14 protein-coding genes are annotated in these 15,866 nt (G+C 65.3%); 8 read left to right on the forward strand and 6 right to left on the reverse strand.

Annotation, left to right across the window (positions count from 1 at the left end; genetic code table 11):
- Positions 1 to 142 precede the first annotated feature (142 nt).
- Positions 143 to 556 (reverse strand): VOC family protein, encoded by a 414-nt coding sequence (locus DCO45_RS13535; protein WP_116926315.1) that lies wholly within the window; start codon positions 554 to 556, stop codon positions 143 to 145.
- 154 nt (positions 557 to 710) lie between these two features.
- Here DCO45_RS13535 and DCO45_RS13540 point away from each other — a divergent pair, with 154 nt between their 5' ends.
- Positions 711 to 1,649, forward strand: a complete 939-nt coding sequence (locus tag DCO45_RS13540; protein ID WP_116926316.1) for a PhaM family polyhydroxyalkanoate granule multifunctional regulatory protein — start codon at positions 711 to 713, stop codon at positions 1,647 to 1,649.
- Between the two features lie 112 nt (positions 1,650 to 1,761).
- Positions 1,762 to 2,982, forward strand: a complete 1,221-nt coding sequence (locus DCO45_RS13545; protein ID WP_232539459.1) for an FIST N-terminal domain-containing protein — start codon at positions 1,762 to 1,764, stop codon at positions 2,980 to 2,982.
- On the opposite strand, the gene DCO45_RS13550 is transcribed toward DCO45_RS13545, so the two are convergent.
- Positions 2,979 to 3,731 (reverse strand): helix-turn-helix transcriptional regulator, encoded by a 753-nt coding sequence (locus DCO45_RS13550; RefSeq protein ID WP_116926318.1) that lies wholly within the window; start codon positions 3,729 to 3,731, stop codon positions 2,979 to 2,981. The genes DCO45_RS13545 and DCO45_RS13550 overlap by 4 nt on opposite strands.
- A 91-nt stretch (positions 3,732 to 3,822) precedes the next feature.
- Between DCO45_RS13550 and DCO45_RS13555 the strand changes: the two genes are divergently transcribed.
- Genes DCO45_RS13555 through DCO45_RS13565 form a run of 3 tightly spaced genes read left to right on the forward strand, consistent with a single transcriptional unit; the run spans position 3,823 to position 7,031 of the window.
- Positions 3,823 to 4,677, forward strand: coding sequence for a hypothetical protein (locus tag DCO45_RS13555; RefSeq protein ID WP_133248159.1), 855 nt, complete (start codon positions 3,823 to 3,825; stop codon positions 4,675 to 4,677).
- A 55-nt stretch (positions 4,678 to 4,732) separates the two neighbouring features.
- Positions 4,733 to 6,709 (forward strand): MFS transporter, encoded by a 1,977-nt coding sequence (locus DCO45_RS13560; protein WP_116926320.1) that lies wholly within the window; start codon positions 4,733 to 4,735, stop codon positions 6,707 to 6,709.
- Between the two features lie 28 nt (positions 6,710 to 6,737).
- On the forward strand, positions 6,738 to 7,031 hold the full coding sequence (locus DCO45_RS13565; protein WP_165841199.1) for a DUF333 domain-containing protein: 294 nt from the start codon (positions 6,738 to 6,740) through the stop codon (positions 7,029 to 7,031).
- Positions 7,032 to 7,129: 98 nt separating this feature from the next.
- Here the strand turns inward: DCO45_RS13565 and DCO45_RS13570 are convergent, their stop codons facing one another.
- From DCO45_RS13570 to mdeB, 3 genes are all read right to left on the reverse strand, one after another.
- Complete coding sequence (locus tag DCO45_RS13570) at positions 7,130 to 8,038, reverse strand: dienelactone hydrolase family protein (RefSeq protein ID WP_116926322.1); 909 nt, start codon at positions 8,036 to 8,038, stop codon at positions 7,130 to 7,132.
- A gap of 151 nt (positions 8,039 to 8,189) precedes the next feature.
- A complete protein-coding gene (locus DCO45_RS13575) occupies positions 8,190 to 9,332 on the reverse strand; it encodes an ABC transporter substrate-binding protein (RefSeq protein ID WP_232539710.1) in 1,143 nt (380 codons plus the stop codon).
- Between the two features lie 318 nt (positions 9,333 to 9,650).
- A complete protein-coding gene (gene mdeB / locus DCO45_RS13580; RefSeq protein WP_116926323.1) occupies positions 9,651 to 12,290 on the reverse strand; it encodes an alpha-ketoglutarate dehydrogenase in 2,640 nt (879 codons plus the stop codon).
- 226 nt (positions 12,291 to 12,516) lie between these two features.
- Between mdeB and DCO45_RS13585 the strand changes: the two genes are divergently transcribed.
- The 3 genes from DCO45_RS13585 to DCO45_RS13595 are packed head-to-tail and all read left to right on the forward strand — an operon-like array spanning position 12,517 to position 14,335.
- Positions 12,517 to 13,017, forward strand: coding sequence for a YiaA/YiaB family inner membrane protein (locus tag DCO45_RS13585; RefSeq protein ID WP_116926324.1), 501 nt, complete (start codon positions 12,517 to 12,519; stop codon positions 13,015 to 13,017).
- Positions 13,018 to 13,055: 38 nt separating this feature from the next.
- Positions 13,056 to 13,532 (forward strand): hypothetical protein, encoded by a 477-nt coding sequence (locus tag DCO45_RS13590; protein ID WP_116926325.1) that lies wholly within the window; start codon positions 13,056 to 13,058, stop codon positions 13,530 to 13,532.
- Between the two features lie 17 nt (positions 13,533 to 13,549).
- Positions 13,550 to 14,335 (forward strand): DUF2145 domain-containing protein, encoded by a 786-nt coding sequence (locus DCO45_RS13595; RefSeq protein ID WP_232539458.1) that lies wholly within the window; start codon positions 13,550 to 13,552, stop codon positions 14,333 to 14,335.
- On the opposite strand, the gene DCO45_RS13600 is transcribed toward DCO45_RS13595, so the two are convergent.
- On the reverse strand, positions 14,332 to 15,753 hold the full coding sequence (locus DCO45_RS13600; RefSeq protein ID WP_116926326.1) for a GGDEF domain-containing protein: 1,422 nt from the start codon (positions 15,751 to 15,753) through the stop codon (positions 14,332 to 14,334). The two genes, DCO45_RS13595 and DCO45_RS13600, sit on opposite strands and share 4 nt — an antisense overlap.
- Between the last annotated feature and the right edge of the window lie 113 nt (positions 15,754 to 15,866).

Genomic DNA, 15,866 nt, shown 5'->3' on the forward strand with positions numbered 1-15,866 from the left:
CCAGCTTTCGAGCTGGCTTTTTTGTGCCCGTTTCTCAAGTACCGATGGACACCAAGTCTGATCGCTGCGCTAGCCACCACAGGCAGGGCGGCAGCAGCGCTTGCCCCGCCTCAGATGCTCCTGGCGGGGCCACAGCGCCCCATCAATGCGCGTACAACTGCGCCAGCGAGCGAAAGCCTTTGACCTCGATCGGGTTGCCGCTCGGGTCGTAGAAGAACATCGTCCATTGCTCGCCGGGCTCGCCTTCAAAGCGCACCTGGGGCTCGAGCACAAAGCGTGTGTTGGCGGCGCGCAGGCGCTCGGCCAGCTGCTTCCAGTCCTCGAGTTTCAGCACCAGACCGAAGTGCGGCATCGGCACCTTGTGGTTGCCCACCAGGCCGGTATTGCTGGTCTCAAAGGGTTTGCCCAGGTGGCAGGAGATCTGGTGGCCAAAGAAATCAAAGTCCACCCAGCTGTCGGTGCTGCGGCCTTCGGCGCAGCCGAGCGTGTCGCGGTAGAAGTGGCGTGCAGCATCCAGGTCGTGCACATGGAAGGCGAGATGGAAAAGGCTCTGCATGGTGGCGGGCTCAAAAAGGCAGGTTGCAAGGGTGGTCGTACGCAGCCGCAAGCGATTTATCACATAGGCAGGGGCTGCACAATCCGCTAAGCTGTGCAGCATACACCCTGGCATTGCACACGCGGCCAACGGCCCAACTCCTGGAGACAACACCATGCAAGACTCCGCCCCGTCATTCAACCCCTTTGCCCCCGGCTTTGATTTTCTGCAAAAGCTCGCAGCGGGCGGTAGCTCCAAGCCTTCTGCGGCCTTTGCGCAATGGCAGGAATGGGTGGCGCCGACGATGAATGTGCCGGACCTGGAAAAGCGCATTCAGGAGCTCAAGACCGTGCTGTTCTGGCTGGAGCAGAACCAGCGGGCGCTGGCCGCCACCATCCAGGCGATGGAAGTGCAGAAGATGACCTTGTCGGCCTTGCAGACGATGAATGTGCCGGTAGAGAACTGGGCCAGCACCATGGTGCAAAGCTGGCAGCAGTTTGCCCAGAGCACGGCTGCGCAGGCGCAACAAGCGGCAGCGGTGGCGCCAACAACCACCGAGACGCCCAGCCCCGCCCCTGCAACCACACCCGCGCCCGCGCCCGCACCGGCCGCTGCCGCAACAGAACAGCCCGAGAAATCTGAACAGGCCAGTGCCGCCGCCGCTTCGGCGACCGACCCCATGCAGTGGTGGGGCGCGCTGACCCAGCAGTTCCAGCACATCGCCCAGCAGGCTGTGCAGGATGTCACCGAGCAGGCGATGGTCCATGCAGCCAGTACCCAACGGGCGGCAGCCTCCGCTGCGCAGGCGGTGCGCAGCACAGCCCAGGAGATGGCCGAAGCCGGCAAGGCGGCGGCCAAGGCCGCGATGGGCCAGCAGACATCGGCCAAGCGCAGCGCTGCTGCGGCAGGCCGCAGCAAGGCTGCCACAGCAGCTGGTCAGAAGACCAGGAGCGGGCCGCAGGCTGGCGCAGGAAGCGGCTCCAGCAAGCCAGCACCCCGCAAGGCGACACCGTCCAAAGGCGCAGGCTCCGCCAACGGCGCCCGCCAAGCCGCCCCAAGCAAGGTCGCCTCACGGAACGCCGCGCCCCGCAAGCCTTCCTCCGGCCAGCGTTGAGCCAGCAAGAACGCTTGAGTGATCGTGATTTTTTAGCGCGGGACTGGGCCGGCAGCCGCGCAGCAGCAGGTTGTTGACAATGGCAGGCACAAAGCTTTTTCCCTATGGTCATGTGACCCATCCCGACTGGCGGATGGCTGTGGCGCTGGTGGTGGCGCAACTGAGAGGCCGCATGGCCCAGGCGGGCTATGCCAGCGCGCCCAACCTCGGCCTGGTGTATTTTACGGATGCCTTTGCACGCCATGCGCCGCAGTTGCTGGAGGCCTTGCAGGACGAGTTTCCGCAGATCGGCGACTGGAGCGGCTCGGTCGGCGTTGGCGTGATGGCCTCGCATGCCGAGTACCTGAACGAGCCGGCGCTGTCGGTCATGCTGCTGGAGCTGCCTGCCCATTCCTACCGCCTGTTCTCAGGCATTGCGCCGCTGCCGGTGGCGCCTACATCGCCCTGGGACCGCGCGCTGGTGCATGCCGATGCGGGCCTGCCGGATTTTGCAGAACTGCTCGAAGAGCTGGCCGCGCGCACGCGCGCTGGCAGCGTGCTGGGCGGCCTCAATTCCGAGGCGGTAGCGCCGCTGCAACTGGCCTGGAGCAAGGCGCTGGGCCCCAGTCACAACGGGGTGCTGCGCGGTGGGCTTTCGGGCCTGGCGTTCTCTGCCGATGCCGGCGTGGTGCAAGAGCTGACCCAGGGCTGCCAGGTGATGGGTGCGCGCATGCGCATCACCGCAATGCAAGGCCATGTGGTGCTGGCTTTGGATGGCCGGCCCGCGCTCGATGTGCTTGAGGAGCTGATGCCGGTGCGGCTGGATGCGGACCCCGAGCGGGCCACCCGCACGATGCGCCATATCCATGCCGCGCTGGAGCCGCATGCGCCCGAATCGGCTGTGCATGCCGGGCAGCTGGGCCCGGAGGCGCGCGTGGTGCCGCTGGTGGGCGTGGACATGGTCAGCCGGGGCATTGTGCTGTCAGAGCAGGCGCAGCCCCAGCAGTACCTGTGCTTTTGCCAGCGCAACCTGTCGGCGGCCCGCGCCGATTTGCTGCGCATGTGTGCCGAGCTGCAAGAGTCGCTGTCCCCCGCCGAGGCGCAGACCGGCCTGCCGCTGGGCGATAGCGCCCTGGGTGATGCGGCGGCCGGCCGCCGCATTGCGGGGGCCGTCTACATCAGCTGCGCGCAGCGGGCGAGCCCCTATTTCGGCGTGCCTGGTGCCGAGCTGGAGCTGATCCACCATGTGCTGGGCGATATCCCGCTGGTGGGCTTTTTCAGCCAGGGCGAGATTGCCGGCCAGCAGCTGCACCGCTATGCCGGTGCGCTGATGCTGTTTACCCAGGCGGCTTAACGATTGCCACCCGGCTGCAGGCGCCGCATTTCGGTAAACACCGACAGCTCCCAACTGCGCATCGCCAGCAGCAGGGTATAGCCTTCGCGCTCCTTCTCGGGCAGGCGCTGGTCGGTCAGGTGCTGCTGGGCAAAATCCTGGGCCACGCGCTGCAGGCGCTCCAAAAAGGCGGGGGCCAAGGTGCGGCTGATGGCGCCATGCACGAGCATCAAACCCTCTCCGGATTTGTCGAACGTGCCCGAGAAATAGTCGTGCACCGCGTTCTCGCGAAAATACTCCATCACCGGGCCATGCGGGCGCCAGCGGAAGGTCTTGGCCAGCTTGAGCCGGTAGCGGTTCATCGGGCGCAGCTCGATGATGCCGATGCGGTCGAGCTGCGCCAGGTACTTGATGCCCTCGGCCTCGCTCAAGCGGTAGGTGGCCAGCACCTGCTCCAGCGTCCACTGGCTGAGCACGCAGATGGCCATCAGCAGCAGCTTCTTGTCTGCCACCACCGCCTGCTCCTGCTGCTGCGTCAGCTCCTTGATCAGCGGCTGGTTGTCGGCCACGCGGCGTGCCAGGTCGGCAAAATCGAGGCGCAGCACATGGCAGATGGCATCGATGCGCGACAGCGGCATGTCGCCCTTGGCCAGCATGCGCTTGACGCTGGACTCGGCCATGCCCAGCGCCTCGGCCAGGTCTGCATAGGTCATTTGTGCGGCTTTTAGCTCTTTTTTCAATGCCAGTACCAGATCGGCGGTGGTGCTCATGGGTATCGTCCTGTCATACTTTGGGTGCCATCATAGGGGATCGCGCCGGGATTGCGAGACGCTCTGGCGCGCCAGCGGCACAGTGCAGGTCATGACTGATACCTCCCAACCTCCAAGCCCCCGCAGCCTGGCTGCGGAATGCGTGCTTTACGCCTTCTATGCCGCCATGCTGGCCCTTGCCTGCCTGGGGCCCTATGTGCCGCAGGCGGCCCATTACCATGACTTCGCCGATCAGCGCCCGCTGCTGGGCCTGGCCAACGCGGCCGATGTACTGAGCAATCTGCCGTTCCTGCTGGTCGGCATCTGGGGCTTGTTGGCGAGTGTCAAAACACCCGCTGACACCTTGCGATCCCAAGGCGCGCAGCCCTGGTTGCTGCTGGTGTTTGGCGGTTTGGTGCTGACTGCCGTCGGTTCGTCCTACTACCACCTGCTGCCCGGCGATGTGCGTGTCTTCTGGGACCGCATGGGCATGGTGCCGGTGTTTGCCGGTGTGCTGGGCCTGGCGCTGCAGTCGCAGCTGAATGCCCGCGCCGCCTGGCTGACAGCACTCGCCGTGCTGCTGGGCGGGCCACTGGCGCTGTGGATCTGGTTGCAGACCGGGCAGCTGCTGCCCTGGGCCGTGTTGCAGGGCGCTGGCATGGTACTGCTGGTGGTAGTGGCGCTGTGGCAGCAGCGCAGCCCGCCGGCCGCGCCACTTATCCGCTGGCCCCTGGCGGCCGTTGTGGCCTGGTATGCGCTGGCCAAGCTGTTCGAGCTGGGCGATGCCGCCGTCTGGGCCGGCAGCGGCCATCTGGTGGCCGGCCATGCGCTCAAGCACCTGGCCGCTGCGCTTGCGCTGGTGCCACTGTTGCGAACGGCGCTGCAAGCGCGCCAACTGGCGTGCCCAAACCGCGCGTCCGCAGGCACAATCGGGGACGGCGCGCTGGGGGCAGTGCGTTTGCGCTGAATGCCCGGTACCGACCACCCCCACCGCCCTTGATCCGCCAGGAGATGCTTGTTCCATGAACCGTCCACATGCCCCGTCTGTGCCTGCCTTCGATGCGCCAGACCACCCCAACCAGTTTGCCTTGCTGGGCCAGCGCCGCTTTGCCCCCTTCTTCTGGACCCAGTTTGCCGGGGCCGCCAACGACAACCTGTTCAAGTTCGCCTTCACCGTCATGGTGACCTACCAGCTGCAGGTGGCCTGGATGCCGCCTGCCATGGCCGGCCTGGTGATCGGGGCCTTGTTCATCCTGCCTTTTCTGTTGTTCTCGGCGACCTCGGGGCAGCTGACCGACAAGTACGAAAAGCACCGCATGATCCGCTTCGTCAAGGACCTGGAGATTGGCGTGATGCTGATCGCTGGTGTGGGCTTCTGGATCGAGAGCCCGGCTGTGCTGCTGGGCTGCGTGTTCTTGATGGGCCTGCATTCCACGCTGTTCGGGCCGGTGAAGTTTGCCTACCTGCCCCAGGTGCTGCGCGACGATGAGCTGACCGGCGGCAATGGCATGGTCGAGATGGGCACCTTTGTCGCCATCTTGCTGGGCAATGTGGTGGGTGGGCTGCTGGTGGCTCTGCCCGGCATCGGCCATGCCGCGGTGGGCGTGGCCTGCCTGGGCCTGGCGGTGGTGGGTCGCCTCACCGCGCAAGGCGTGCCGGTGGTGCCGGCCACCGACCCGGGCCTCCAGATCAACTGGAACCCGGTGAGCGAGACCTGGCGCAACCTGAAGTTGGCGCATGGCAATGTGGTGGTGTTCCGCTCGCTGCTGGGCATCAGCTGGATGTGGTTCTTTGGCGCGGTGTTTCTGAGCCAGTTCCCCAGCTTTGCCAAGGAGGTGCTGCATGGCAATGAGCATGTCGCTTCGCTGCTGCTGGTGGTGTTTTCCATCGGTATCGGCCTGGGTTCGCTGCTGTGCGAGGTGCTCTCGCGCCGCCAGGTGGAGATTGGCCTGGTGCCCATTGGCACCATCGGCATGAGCGTGTTTGCGATTGACCTGTACTTTGCCTCGCGCGGCCTGGCGCAGCCGGCCCAGGCCTGGACGGCACTGGGCTTCATCAGCCAGCCGGCGCACTGGCGCGTGATGGCCGATCTGGCGCTGCTGTCGCTGTTTGCGGGCCTGTACAGCGTGCCCATGTATGCGCTGATCCAGCTGCGCAGCCAGCCCACGCACCGCGCCCGCATCATTGCGGCCAACAATATCTTGAATGCGCTGTTCATGATTGCCAGCTCGGTGATCGCTGGCGCCTTGCTGGGCGCGGGCTTCACGGTGCCGCAGATTTTCCTGTTCACCGGCATTGCCAATGCGATTGTCGCCACCTACATCTTCTTGCTGGTGCCTGAATACCTGCTGCGCTGCATTGCCTGGCTGGTCACCAACCTGGTCTACCGCTTTCGCGTGCAGGGCGCGCAGCACATCCCCACCAGCGGGCCGGCGCTGCTGACCTGCAACCATGTGAGCTTTGTCGACCCCATTTTAATGATGGCCGCCAGCCCGCGCCCGATCTACTTTGTGATGGACTACCGCATCTTCCGCACGCCCCTGCTGGGCTGGCTGTTCCGCCTGTGCAAAGCCATTCCGGTGGCGCCCCGCAGCGAAGACCCTGCCGTCTACGAGGCCGCCTTTGCACGCGCCGCGCAGGTGCTGCGCGAGGGCGATCTGCTGGCTATCTTTCCCGAGGGCGGCATCACCCGCGACGGCGAGCTGCAGGCCTTCAAGGGCGGTGTGATGAAGATCCTGGAGCAGGCCCGAGCCGATGGGCTGGACGTGCCCGTGGTGCCGATGGCACTGACCAACCTCTGGGGGTCGTTTTTCAGCCGCATCGAGCCCCAAGGCGCGATGACCCGGCCGTTCCGTCGAGGCTTGTTCAACCGCGTGACCTTGCGCATTGGAGCGGCCAGCCCGGCTGCCGAGTGCTCTGCCGAGCAACTGCGCCAGCGCGTGGGCGAGCTGCTGGACCAGGAGGGCGGCCATGGCAGTGGCTCGCCCGCTTTGGGATAATGCAGGCTGGACAACGAATGGCTTTGTGATGACCTCTTTATCGATTCTGTGCAAAAGCGTGGCAGCCCTGGTGGCCGTGTCCGCCCTGGCCGCCTGCAGCAGCTCTTCGGGCCTCAAGCCGCTGCGTGACCCCGACGAGAAGGAAGCCACCTCCTACGCCACCACCTATGCCGGCCCGCGCAGCCCTGCATCGGCCTACTGCGTGCAGATGGGCGGCGCCTTGCTCAACACGCCCAAGGGCAAGAACACGGTGTGCAAATTCCCCGACGGCAAGGAAATGGACCCCTGGGACCTGTTCTGGCGCGACAACCCGATGAACTGAGGACCGCAAGGTGACTATAAAAAACCCTGCCAGCGCATGGTGCGCTGGCAGGGTTTTGTCTTGCGGAGCCTGTGGCGGGCTAGGCGGGGCTCAGGGGTTTAGATGACGCCATGCGTCTTGAACCAGTCCTGCATGCGCTTCCAGCCGTCATCTGCCGCATCCTTGCGGTAGCTGGGGCGGTAGTCGGCATGGAAGGCGTGGCCCGCTTCGGGATAGACATGAAAGCTCGATGCCGCAGCGGCGGCATTGCCTGCGGCACCGGCCTTTTGCAGGCTTTGCTTCATGGCCTCCACGGACTCAAGCGGAATCCCCTGATCCTTGCCGCCGTAGAGGCCGAGCACGGGGGCCTTGAGCGCGCTGCTGAGGTCAATCGGGTGCTTGGGCTGCAACTCGCTGGCAGCGCCTTGCAGGCGGCCATACCAGGCAACACCGGCCTTGACCTTGCCGGTGGCGGCATACAGCCAGGTGATGCGGCCACCCCAGCAAAAACCGGTGATGCCGGCGCGGCTGGTGTCACCACCATTGTCCTTGGCCCAGGCCAGGGCGGCGTCCAGGTCCTTGATGACCTGGGCATCGGGCACCTTGCTGACCAGCTCGCTTTGCAGCTGGCTGATCTCGGTGTACTTGCGTGGGTCGCCCTGGCGCGCAAACAGCTCGGGCGCAATGGCCAGGTAGCCCAACTGGGCCAGGCGGCGGCAGGTGTCGGCGATGTAGTCGTGCACGCCAAAGATTTCCTGGATCACCAGCACCACCGGCAGGTGGGTCTTGCCAGCAGGCGCTGCGCGGTAGGCGCTGACCTGGAAGCCGTCAACCGTGTACTGGATCGTGCCGGCCGTCAGACCGGTATCGGGGGTCTTGATGGCGGTTTGCGCCATCACTGGCACCGCTGCTGCGGCGTAGCCTACGCCCAGCGCCATTTGCAGGGCGCTGCGGCGGGTGCTGCCGGCCAAGGTGGCGCGGCCCGGGAGAAGGGAGTCGAAATCGGCATTGCTGGGAGTCTGGGACATAGGATTTCCTTTTCTGCGGATGGCAGGCCCATTATGGGGGACGATAAAAAACAGCCCGTGACAAGGTGGCTGGCGCGCCGGCGCCGCCGTGTTCATGCAAGAAAAATGCCTGGCATCGCCAGGCATCGTGGTGGTGGTGGCTGGGCTCAGATCACTTCCACAGCGCGCACTTGGTTTCTTCCTTGGTCGTGAACACCTCGTCACCCGGCAGCTTCTTGACGATCTTGTAGTAGTCCCAGGTGCCCTTGGATTCCTGCGGGGTCTTGACCTGGACCAGGTACATGTCGTGGATGTAGCTGCCGTCGGCGCGCAAGGTGCCCGAGCCAAAGAAGTCGTCCATCTTCATGCCGCGCCAGGTCTCCATCACCTTGTCGGCATCGGTGGTGCCGGCGGCCTGCACGGCCTTGAGGTAGTTCATCGTGGCCGAGTAGTCGGCGGCCTGGATTTCGGTGGGGCGGCGCTGGGTTTTCTTCATGTAGGCGTCCGCGAACTTGCGCGTTGCGTCGTTCATGTCCCAGTACCAGCTGGTGACGAACTGCATGCCGGCGGTGTTCTTCAGGCCCAGACTGTGGATGTCGCTGTAGAAGACGAGCAGCGGCGCGATTTTCATCGACTTGTCGATGCCGAATTCCTTGGCCGCCTTGATGGCGTTGATGGTGTCGCCGCCGGCATTGGCCAGCGCCAGCACCTGGGCCTTGGAGCTTTGCGCCTGCAGCAGGAAGGACGAGAAGTCGGAGGCATTGAGCGGATGGCGCACGGCCGCAGCCACGGCGCCGCCCTTGGCCTTGACGACCTTGGTGGCATCGGCTTCCATCGCATGGCCAAAGGCATAGTCGGCGGTCAGAAAGAACCAGTTCTTGCCGCCGTTGTCGACAATGGCGCCGGCCGCACCCTTGGACAGCGCCACGGTGTCATAGGCATAGTGCACGGTGTAGGGCGTGCAGGCCTCGTTGGTCAGCGCCGAGGTGCCCGCGCCATTGTTGATCATCACGCGCTTTTTCTCATCGGCCACCTTGGCCAGCGCCAGCGCCGTGCCCGAGTTGGTGCCGCTGAAGATCATCGTCAGGTTCTGCGTGTCGATCCACTCGCGCGCCTTGCTGGCGGCGATATCGGCCTTGTTCTGGTGGTCAACGACCAGCATTTCGATCGGCTTGCCCAGCACCTTGCCGCCAAAGTCGTCAATCGCCATCTGGATGGCGGTGGCGCCACCCTTGCCTTCGAGGTCGGCATACAGGCTCGACAGGTCGGAGATATAGCCGATCTTGACCTTGTCCTGTGCATGGGCCGTGCCCATGGCGGCGGTCAAGCCCAGCAGTCCCAAGGTGGCCAAGGCTTGCGCCAGGCGAGTGCGTTGCATAGTTGCTCCTAATGTTTATGGTGTTGTCTCGATGCGGCAGCCGCATGGACCCGATACTGGCATGCACAGCGCTGGGTGGTATTGGGACAATTACTGCGCTGCACCGGGTGCCTTCTTCGGCAGAGCTTCCCTAAAAATAGCTGCCCGTGCTTGTCAGAAAAGCACGGTCAGCTATCAAATCAGGAGTTGTGCGCCCGGCTGGGCGCTTGTGCACAGTGGCTTGGCTTTTTTGCGCACCCCCTTTTAAGCAGGTGCTCAGGTCTGTTGGCTGCGCAGATAGGTCTGCACGATGGCGGCGGCATCGACGGCGAAATGCTGGCGCAGCGCCGCGCGCGAATCGCTGCGGCCAAAGCCGTCCGTCCCCAACGTGTAGTAATGCTGGCGCGGCAGGCCACGGTCGTCGGTGGGCAGGTAAGCGCGCACCAGCTCGGGCAAGGCGCGCACATAGTCGCTGGCGGCAATGATGGGGCCTTGCGAGGACGCCAGTTGCTGCGCAAACCAGCTGGGGGCGCTGGCCTTGCCTGCGCGCCAGAGCTCCAGCTGGGCCTCGCCATCGCGGGCCAGCTCGGCATAGCTGGTGACGCTCCAGACATCGGCAGCGACGCGGTGCTCGCGCTCCAGAATGGCAGCGGCCTTGAGCACCTCGCCCATGATCGCGCCACTGCCCAGCAGCTGCACCCGGCGCGGGCTGTGCGCAGAGCCGGCCTGCAGCCGGTACATGCCGCGGATAACCCCTTCATGGGCCTCAGGCGGCAGGCTGGGGTTGGCCACGTTTTCGTTGGTGACGGTGATGTAGAAGAACTCGTCGCGCTGCTCTTGCAACATGCGCTGCATGCCATGGTCGATGATGACGGCCAGCTCGCCAGCAAAGGCGGGGTCGTAGCTCTTGCAGTTGGGCACGGTGGAGGCGCTCAGCAAGCTGCTGCCGTCCTGGTGCTGCAGGCCTTCGCCGCCCAAGGTGGTGCGCCCGGAGGTGGCGCCGATCAAAAAGCCGCGTGCGCGCTGGTCGGCAGCGGCCCAGATCAAATCGCCCACACGCTGGAAGCCGAACATGCTGTAGAAGATGAAAAACGGCAGCATGGCGGCGCCATGGGTGCTGTAGCTGGTGGCGGCCGCCGTCCAGGACGACAGTGCGCCCGCTTCGCTGATGCCTTCTTCCAGGATCTGGCCGCTGCTCGCTTCGCGGTAGAGCAGCATCGAGGCGTTGTCCTCGGGTTGGTAGAGCTGGCCAAAAGGCGCGTAGATGCCCACCTGGCGGAACAGCCCGGCCATGCCAAAGGTGCGCGCCTCATCGGCCACGATGGGCACGATGCGCGGGCCCAGGGTCGGGTCCTTGAGCAGGTTGCCCAGCTGGCGCACAAAGGCCATCGTGGTGCTCATCGGTTTGCCCTCGGCCTGCAGCGCAAAGCCGGCCGTCACCTGCAGATCGGGCACGGCCACCGGCATGGCCTGGCCTTTGCGCGCCGGCAAAAAGCCGCCCAGAGCTTGGCGGCGCGCCAGCAGATAGCGCATCTCGGCACTGCCATCGGCGGGCTTGAGAAAGGCGGCCGAGGTGGCTTGCGCATCGCTCAGCGGCAGGTTGAAGCGGTCGCGGAAGGCCAGCAGGTCCTCGGCGCCCAGCTTTTTTTGCTGGTGCGAGGTCATGCGGCCCTGGCCGATGCTGCCCATGCCATAGCCCTTCATCGTCTTGGCCAGCACCACGGTGGGTTGGCCGCTGTGCGCAGCGGCGCTGGCAAAGGCGGCGTGGATCTTGACCGGGTCATGGCCACCGCGGCGCAGGCGGTCGATGTCGCTGTCCGACAGGTGGGCGACCAAAGCCGCTAGCTCGGGGCTCTGGTTGAAGAAATGTTCGCGGTTGAAGGCGCCATCGTTGGCCGACAGGGTCTGGAACTCACCATCGACCGTGTGCGCAAACGTGCGCGCCAGCACATGGCTGTGGTCGCGCGCCAAGAGCGGATCCCACTCCGAGCCCCAGAGGCACTTGACGACGTTCCAGCCCGCGCCGCTAAAGAGCGCCTCGAGCTCATCGATGATGCGGCCATTGCCGCGCACCGGGCCGTCGAGCCGCTGCAGGTTGCAGTTGATGACGAAGATGCAGTTGTCCAGCCCCTCGCGTGCGGCCAGGGTGAGGGCGGCGATGGATTCGGGCTCGTCCATTTCGCCATCGCCAAAAAAGCCCCAGACCTTGCGGCCTGCGGTATCGGCCAGGCCCCGGTCGGCCAGGTAGCGCATGAAGCGCGCCTGGTAGATCGCATTGATCGGTCCGATGCCCATCGAGCCGGTGGGGAACTGCCAGAACTCGGGCATCAGGTAGGGGTGCGGGTAGGAGCACAGCCCCTGGATGCCCTGGCTGGCGGCCACCAGCTCCTGACGGTAATGGGCCAGGTTCTCTTCGCCCAGGCGCCCTTCGAGAAAGGCGCGCGCATAGACGCCGGGCGAGGAGTGGGGCTGGAAGTACACCAGGTCAGCGGCCTGGTGGCCATCATCGGCGCGGAAGAAATGGTTGAAGCCAGTCTCGAACAGATCGGCCGCCGAGGCATAGCTGGCGATGTGGCCGCCCAGCTCGCCATGCGCGGCATTGGCGCGCACCACCATCGCCAGCGCGTTCCAGCGCAGGATGGCCGAGAGCTTTTTCTCCAGCGCCACATCGCCGGGGTAGGGCGGCTGCTCATCCACCGTGACCGTGTTGATGTAGGGCGTGTTGCCCGAGGGCTTCCATGCCACATGGCGCTTGCGGGCATGGGCCAGCAGCGCATCGAGCAGCGCACCAGCCTGCTCCTTGCCCTGCGCCGAGCCATAGGCCGCCAGCATTCCATCGAAGGCATCGCACCACTCGGCCAGTTCGGCCGGGTCAGCTTGCGGGGTGGCGGGCACATGGTGGGGCGGCTGGCGCACGGTGGTCTCCTGTCTGGTTCTAGGTGTGAATGCTTGGGATCATGCCATGGAAGCGTCGCCCAGGCGCGAGGCCCCGCGACAACGGCAGCGCCTTGAAAGTATTGCCTCGCGATACCTGATTCTTTGAAAACTGCTACCGGCATTAAAAGGGGATGCTGGCGCAGCTGCTTGCCCGCATCATCGCAGCGTGTTCAACCAAAGCGGGGCCCTGTTGCTCCGACCCACCATGTCTCCATTCTCCAATCCTGTTCAGCGTGACACCCGTGCCTGGCAATACCAGGTATGGATCTCGTTTGGTATTGCGGTCTCGATGTGCGCGATCGGCCTGGCCTGGCTGCCAGGGCAACACCTGGAGCAGGCATTCATGGTGATGGGCTATATGTTCTGCCTGTCGGCCGCCTTTGTGCTGGCCAAGTTTGTGCGGGATAAGCAAGCGGGCAGCAGCCAGGCAGCTGGCGACACACCCATGTGGCGCTTTGTGGTCTGGGGCGGATTTGCGATCGCGATGGGGCTGACCGGCTGGGGTTTGCTCAGCATGGACATCAACCCGACCTACAAGGCCTTCTTGGGCGTGAGCTGGATGTACATGATCACCACCGCCTTCACCCTGGCCAAGATGCTGCGCGACAAGCATGAGTCGGACCTGGCCACCGCCATCCACCAGGCCCGCAGCATGCGCAGTGCGCCCCGCGAGCATGACGTGGGCCACCCGCAGGAGCGCGTGTGAGCGCCCATCGGATGATGCAGCCAACACGGGAGCAGCATATGTTCAGTCTTACTTGCAGCAAATGGCAGCGCCGCGCTTCTGCCACTCTGGCCAGCGCCGCCCTGGTGCTGGGTTTGGCCACCGCACCGGCGGCCCAGGCGCAAAGCGATGCGTCCCTGATGCTCTCGGCGCTGCCGATTGCCTCGGTGGTCGTGGGCACGGCGGCCTCGGTGGGGGCGTCGGCCACCGTTGTCTCCATTCCGGTGGCACTGTCGGTCGATGGGGCCCAGCTCATCGTCAAGGGCGTGCAGGCCTCGGCCAAGGGCACGGTCTGGTTGCTGGAGAGCGCATCGGACGGCGCGGCGGCCAGCATTGAACTGTCGGCCGGCGCCCTGGGCGCCAGCGCCGCCGGTGTCGGCACGGCCATCCTCGTCAGCGTGGTGGGCACGGGCGTGCTGCTGTCGGCCGCTGGCGAGGTGATCGCCTTTATCCCCAATGCGATCGGCAAAGCGCTGCTCTACAACGAGCGCCTGTGATGACCAAGGAGATGGCCATGTTGAAACCTCTGCGCCTGGGCCTGCTGGCCGCCGCACTGCTGGCCGCCACGGGCGCCCAGGCCGGCCGCAGCTGCGAGCCGCAAAAGCCCACGCTGGATAGCGTGCGCCAAAGCCTGAACCTGGCACAGAACGTTGCTCAGGCGCTGGATGCCAGCGGTGCGCAGGTCGTGTTGCTGGGCCGCCAGGGGCAGGATTTGCGCAAGTACCAGCTGCAGTTCTCGCACATGGGCTGGGCCTACAAGTCGGCCACCGGTGCCTGGCGTGTGGTGCACAAGCTCAATGACTGCGGCACCGCCGCCTCCCATGTCTACCGCCAGGGGCTGGGCGAGTTCTTTCTGGACGATATGTGGCGCTACCAGGCGGTGGTGGTGGTGCCGGCCAAGGAGGTGCAGCAAAAGCTGCTGCTGGCGTTGTCGGCCAACGCGCAGCCCTTGCAGCTGCACGAGCCGCGCTACAGCATGCTGGCCTATCCCTGGAGCCAGCGCTACCAGCAAAGCAACCAGTGGGCGCTGGAGACCCTGGCCCAGGCGCTGGCGCCGCAGACTGTGCATGACCGGGGCCAGGCGCAGGCCTGGTTGCAGCTGCAGGGCTACCAGCCCAGCGACTTGCGCATTGGTGCGATGACCCGGCTGGGCGGCCGCATGACGCGCGCCAACATTGCCTTTGACGACCACCCGCCGGAAAAGCGCTTTGCCGGCCACATTGAAACGGCGACAGTGGATTCGGCGTTGGCGTTTTTGCAGAGGAGCGGCTTGGCGTCGGCGCCGGTGCTGCTGCGTTAAGCCGCAGAGAGCGGCGCCGTCCAGACCGCGCAGTCGCGGCCCTGGGCCTTGGCTTGGTAAAGGGCCAGGTCCGCTTCACGCAGCAGGTCTTCGAGGCTGTCGCCGTGCTGCAGTGTTTGCTTGTAGGCCAGGCCGATGCTAAGCGTGGCCTGCAGCGGCTCGTGGTGCGCCGTCAGAAAGCGGCCGCTGCGCACGGTATGGCAGAGGCGCTCGGCAATGGCGGTGGCGTCTTCAAAGCTGATATGGGGTAGCACCACGGCGAACTCTTCGCCACCGATGCGGCCGAGCACATCCTGCGGGCGCAGCGATTCGGTCAGCACCTGGCTGACATCGCGCAGCAGACGGTCGCCACTGGCATGGCCGTGGTTGTCGTTGACGCGCTTGAAATGGTCCAGGTCCAGCATCAGCACCGCCGCCGAACTGCCTTCATGGGTCAGGCGCTTGAGCAGCGCATGGCTGGCCTGCACAAAGCCATTGCGGCTGAGCACATCGGTCAGGCTGTCGTGGTGGGCCTGGTAGCGCATTCGGTGCAAGAGCTCGGCGCGTGCGGCGTGCGAGCCCGCCACCGACAGCGGCCCCAGGATCAGCATCGTGATGCCCAGGCGCAGACTGGCCACATCGAGCACATTGGCCGGGATAAAGCCCACGATGTTGGAGATCACGATCACCTTGGTCACAAACACCACCATGGTGATGATGGCGGTGGTCAGGATGCGGTAGGACAGCGCGCACCACAGCAGCGCGGGCAGCGAGAACACCAGCGAGCCGACCTTGTTGCCCACCATGTAGCTGGTCATCTCCAGGCCGACCACGGCCAGCGCGGGCAGCAGTTTCAAGGCCCAGGATTGGCGCTCTTGCTTTGCGCCGCTGCTGCGTGCCGAGGGCAGCGCCAGCAGGAACGGCAGCAGCACCATCGCGTTCATCCATTCGCCGGTCCACCACATCAGCAGCCCCTGGCGCATCGACAGATCAAAGGCCCAGGCGCTGATGGGCCCGCCAATGGCCGCCGATACCAGCGATGCCATGCCGCTGGCAAAGAACACCAGCAAGGCGGAATACTGGCCCTCCATCTGCAGATCGCGCTGGGATTGCCGGCGCAAGAACAGCCAGCCGCAGGCGGCGCCGCACAGGTTGGCGGTGGTAAAGCCCAGGGACAGCCACAAGGAGGTACCGGTGATCAGATCGGCCAGCACAAAGCTGGCAAAAAGGGCAGCGAGCCCCACAGGCCGCATCAGGCGCGGGTAGCGCAGCAACAGCACCAGCACGATCTGGTTGGCAGGCCAGAACACCGAGAGGTAGCCGAGCGGTCGCAGCAAGATGCCCACCATCGCCGCTGCAAACACCGCCAAGCTGGCGCAGAGCAGCAAGCGACCGCTATGGGGTTGCTCCAAGGGATGGACGGACGACGCGGTCGGCATGGGAATGAGGGAGGATGGGCGAAATATACCCGCTCACCTGCCAAGCCATGGGCCCGACCCCGTGGGCCAGTCACGCATTGGCAGGCGGGCAATTGCAGCCGCAAGGTCGCGGC

The organism is Comamonas sp. JNW, assembly GCF_003105075.1.
Lineage (GTDB): Bacteria > Pseudomonadota > Gammaproteobacteria > Burkholderiales > Burkholderiaceae_C > Comamonas > Comamonas squillarum.

What these genes read in the sequence shown, in the direction of transcription:
- DCO45_RS13535 (WP_116926315.1), bottom strand. Translation starts at nt 556, where the DNA reads ATGCAGAGCCTTTTCCATCTCGCCTTCCATGTGCACGACCTGGATGCT.
- DCO45_RS13540 (WP_116926316.1), top strand. Translation starts at nt 711, where the DNA reads ATGCAAGACTCCGCCCCGTCATTCAACCCCTTTGCCCCCGGCTTTGAT.
- DCO45_RS13550 (WP_116926318.1), bottom strand. Translation starts at nt 3,731, where the DNA reads ATGAGCACCACCGCCGATCTGGTACTGGCATTGAAAAAAGAGCTAAAA.
- DCO45_RS13555 (WP_133248159.1), top strand. Translation starts at nt 3,823, where the DNA reads ATGACTGATACCTCCCAACCTCCAAGCCCCCGCAGCCTGGCTGCGGAA.
- DCO45_RS13560 (WP_116926320.1), top strand. Translation starts at nt 4,733, where the DNA reads ATGAACCGTCCACATGCCCCGTCTGTGCCTGCCTTCGATGCGCCAGAC.
- DCO45_RS13565 (WP_165841199.1), top strand. Translation starts at nt 6,738, where the DNA reads ATGACCTCTTTATCGATTCTGTGCAAAAGCGTGGCAGCCCTGGTGGCC.
- DCO45_RS13570 (WP_116926322.1), bottom strand. Translation starts at nt 8,038, where the DNA reads ATGTCCCAGACTCCCAGCAATGCCGATTTCGACTCCCTTCTCCCGGGC.
- DCO45_RS13575 (WP_232539710.1), bottom strand. Translation starts at nt 9,332, where the DNA reads ATGGGCACGGCCCATGCACAGGACAAGGTCAAGATCGGCTATATCTCC.
- DCO45_RS13585 (WP_116926324.1), top strand. Translation starts at nt 12,517, where the DNA reads ATGTCTCCATTCTCCAATCCTGTTCAGCGTGACACCCGTGCCTGGCAA.
- DCO45_RS13590 (WP_116926325.1), top strand. Translation starts at nt 13,056, where the DNA reads ATGTTCAGTCTTACTTGCAGCAAATGGCAGCGCCGCGCTTCTGCCACT.
- DCO45_RS13595 (WP_232539458.1), top strand. Translation starts at nt 13,550, where the DNA reads ATGTTGAAACCTCTGCGCCTGGGCCTGCTGGCCGCCGCACTGCTGGCC.
- DCO45_RS13600 (WP_116926326.1), bottom strand. Translation starts at nt 15,753, where the DNA reads ATGCCGACCGCGTCGTCCGTCCATCCCTTGGAGCAACCCCATAGCGGT.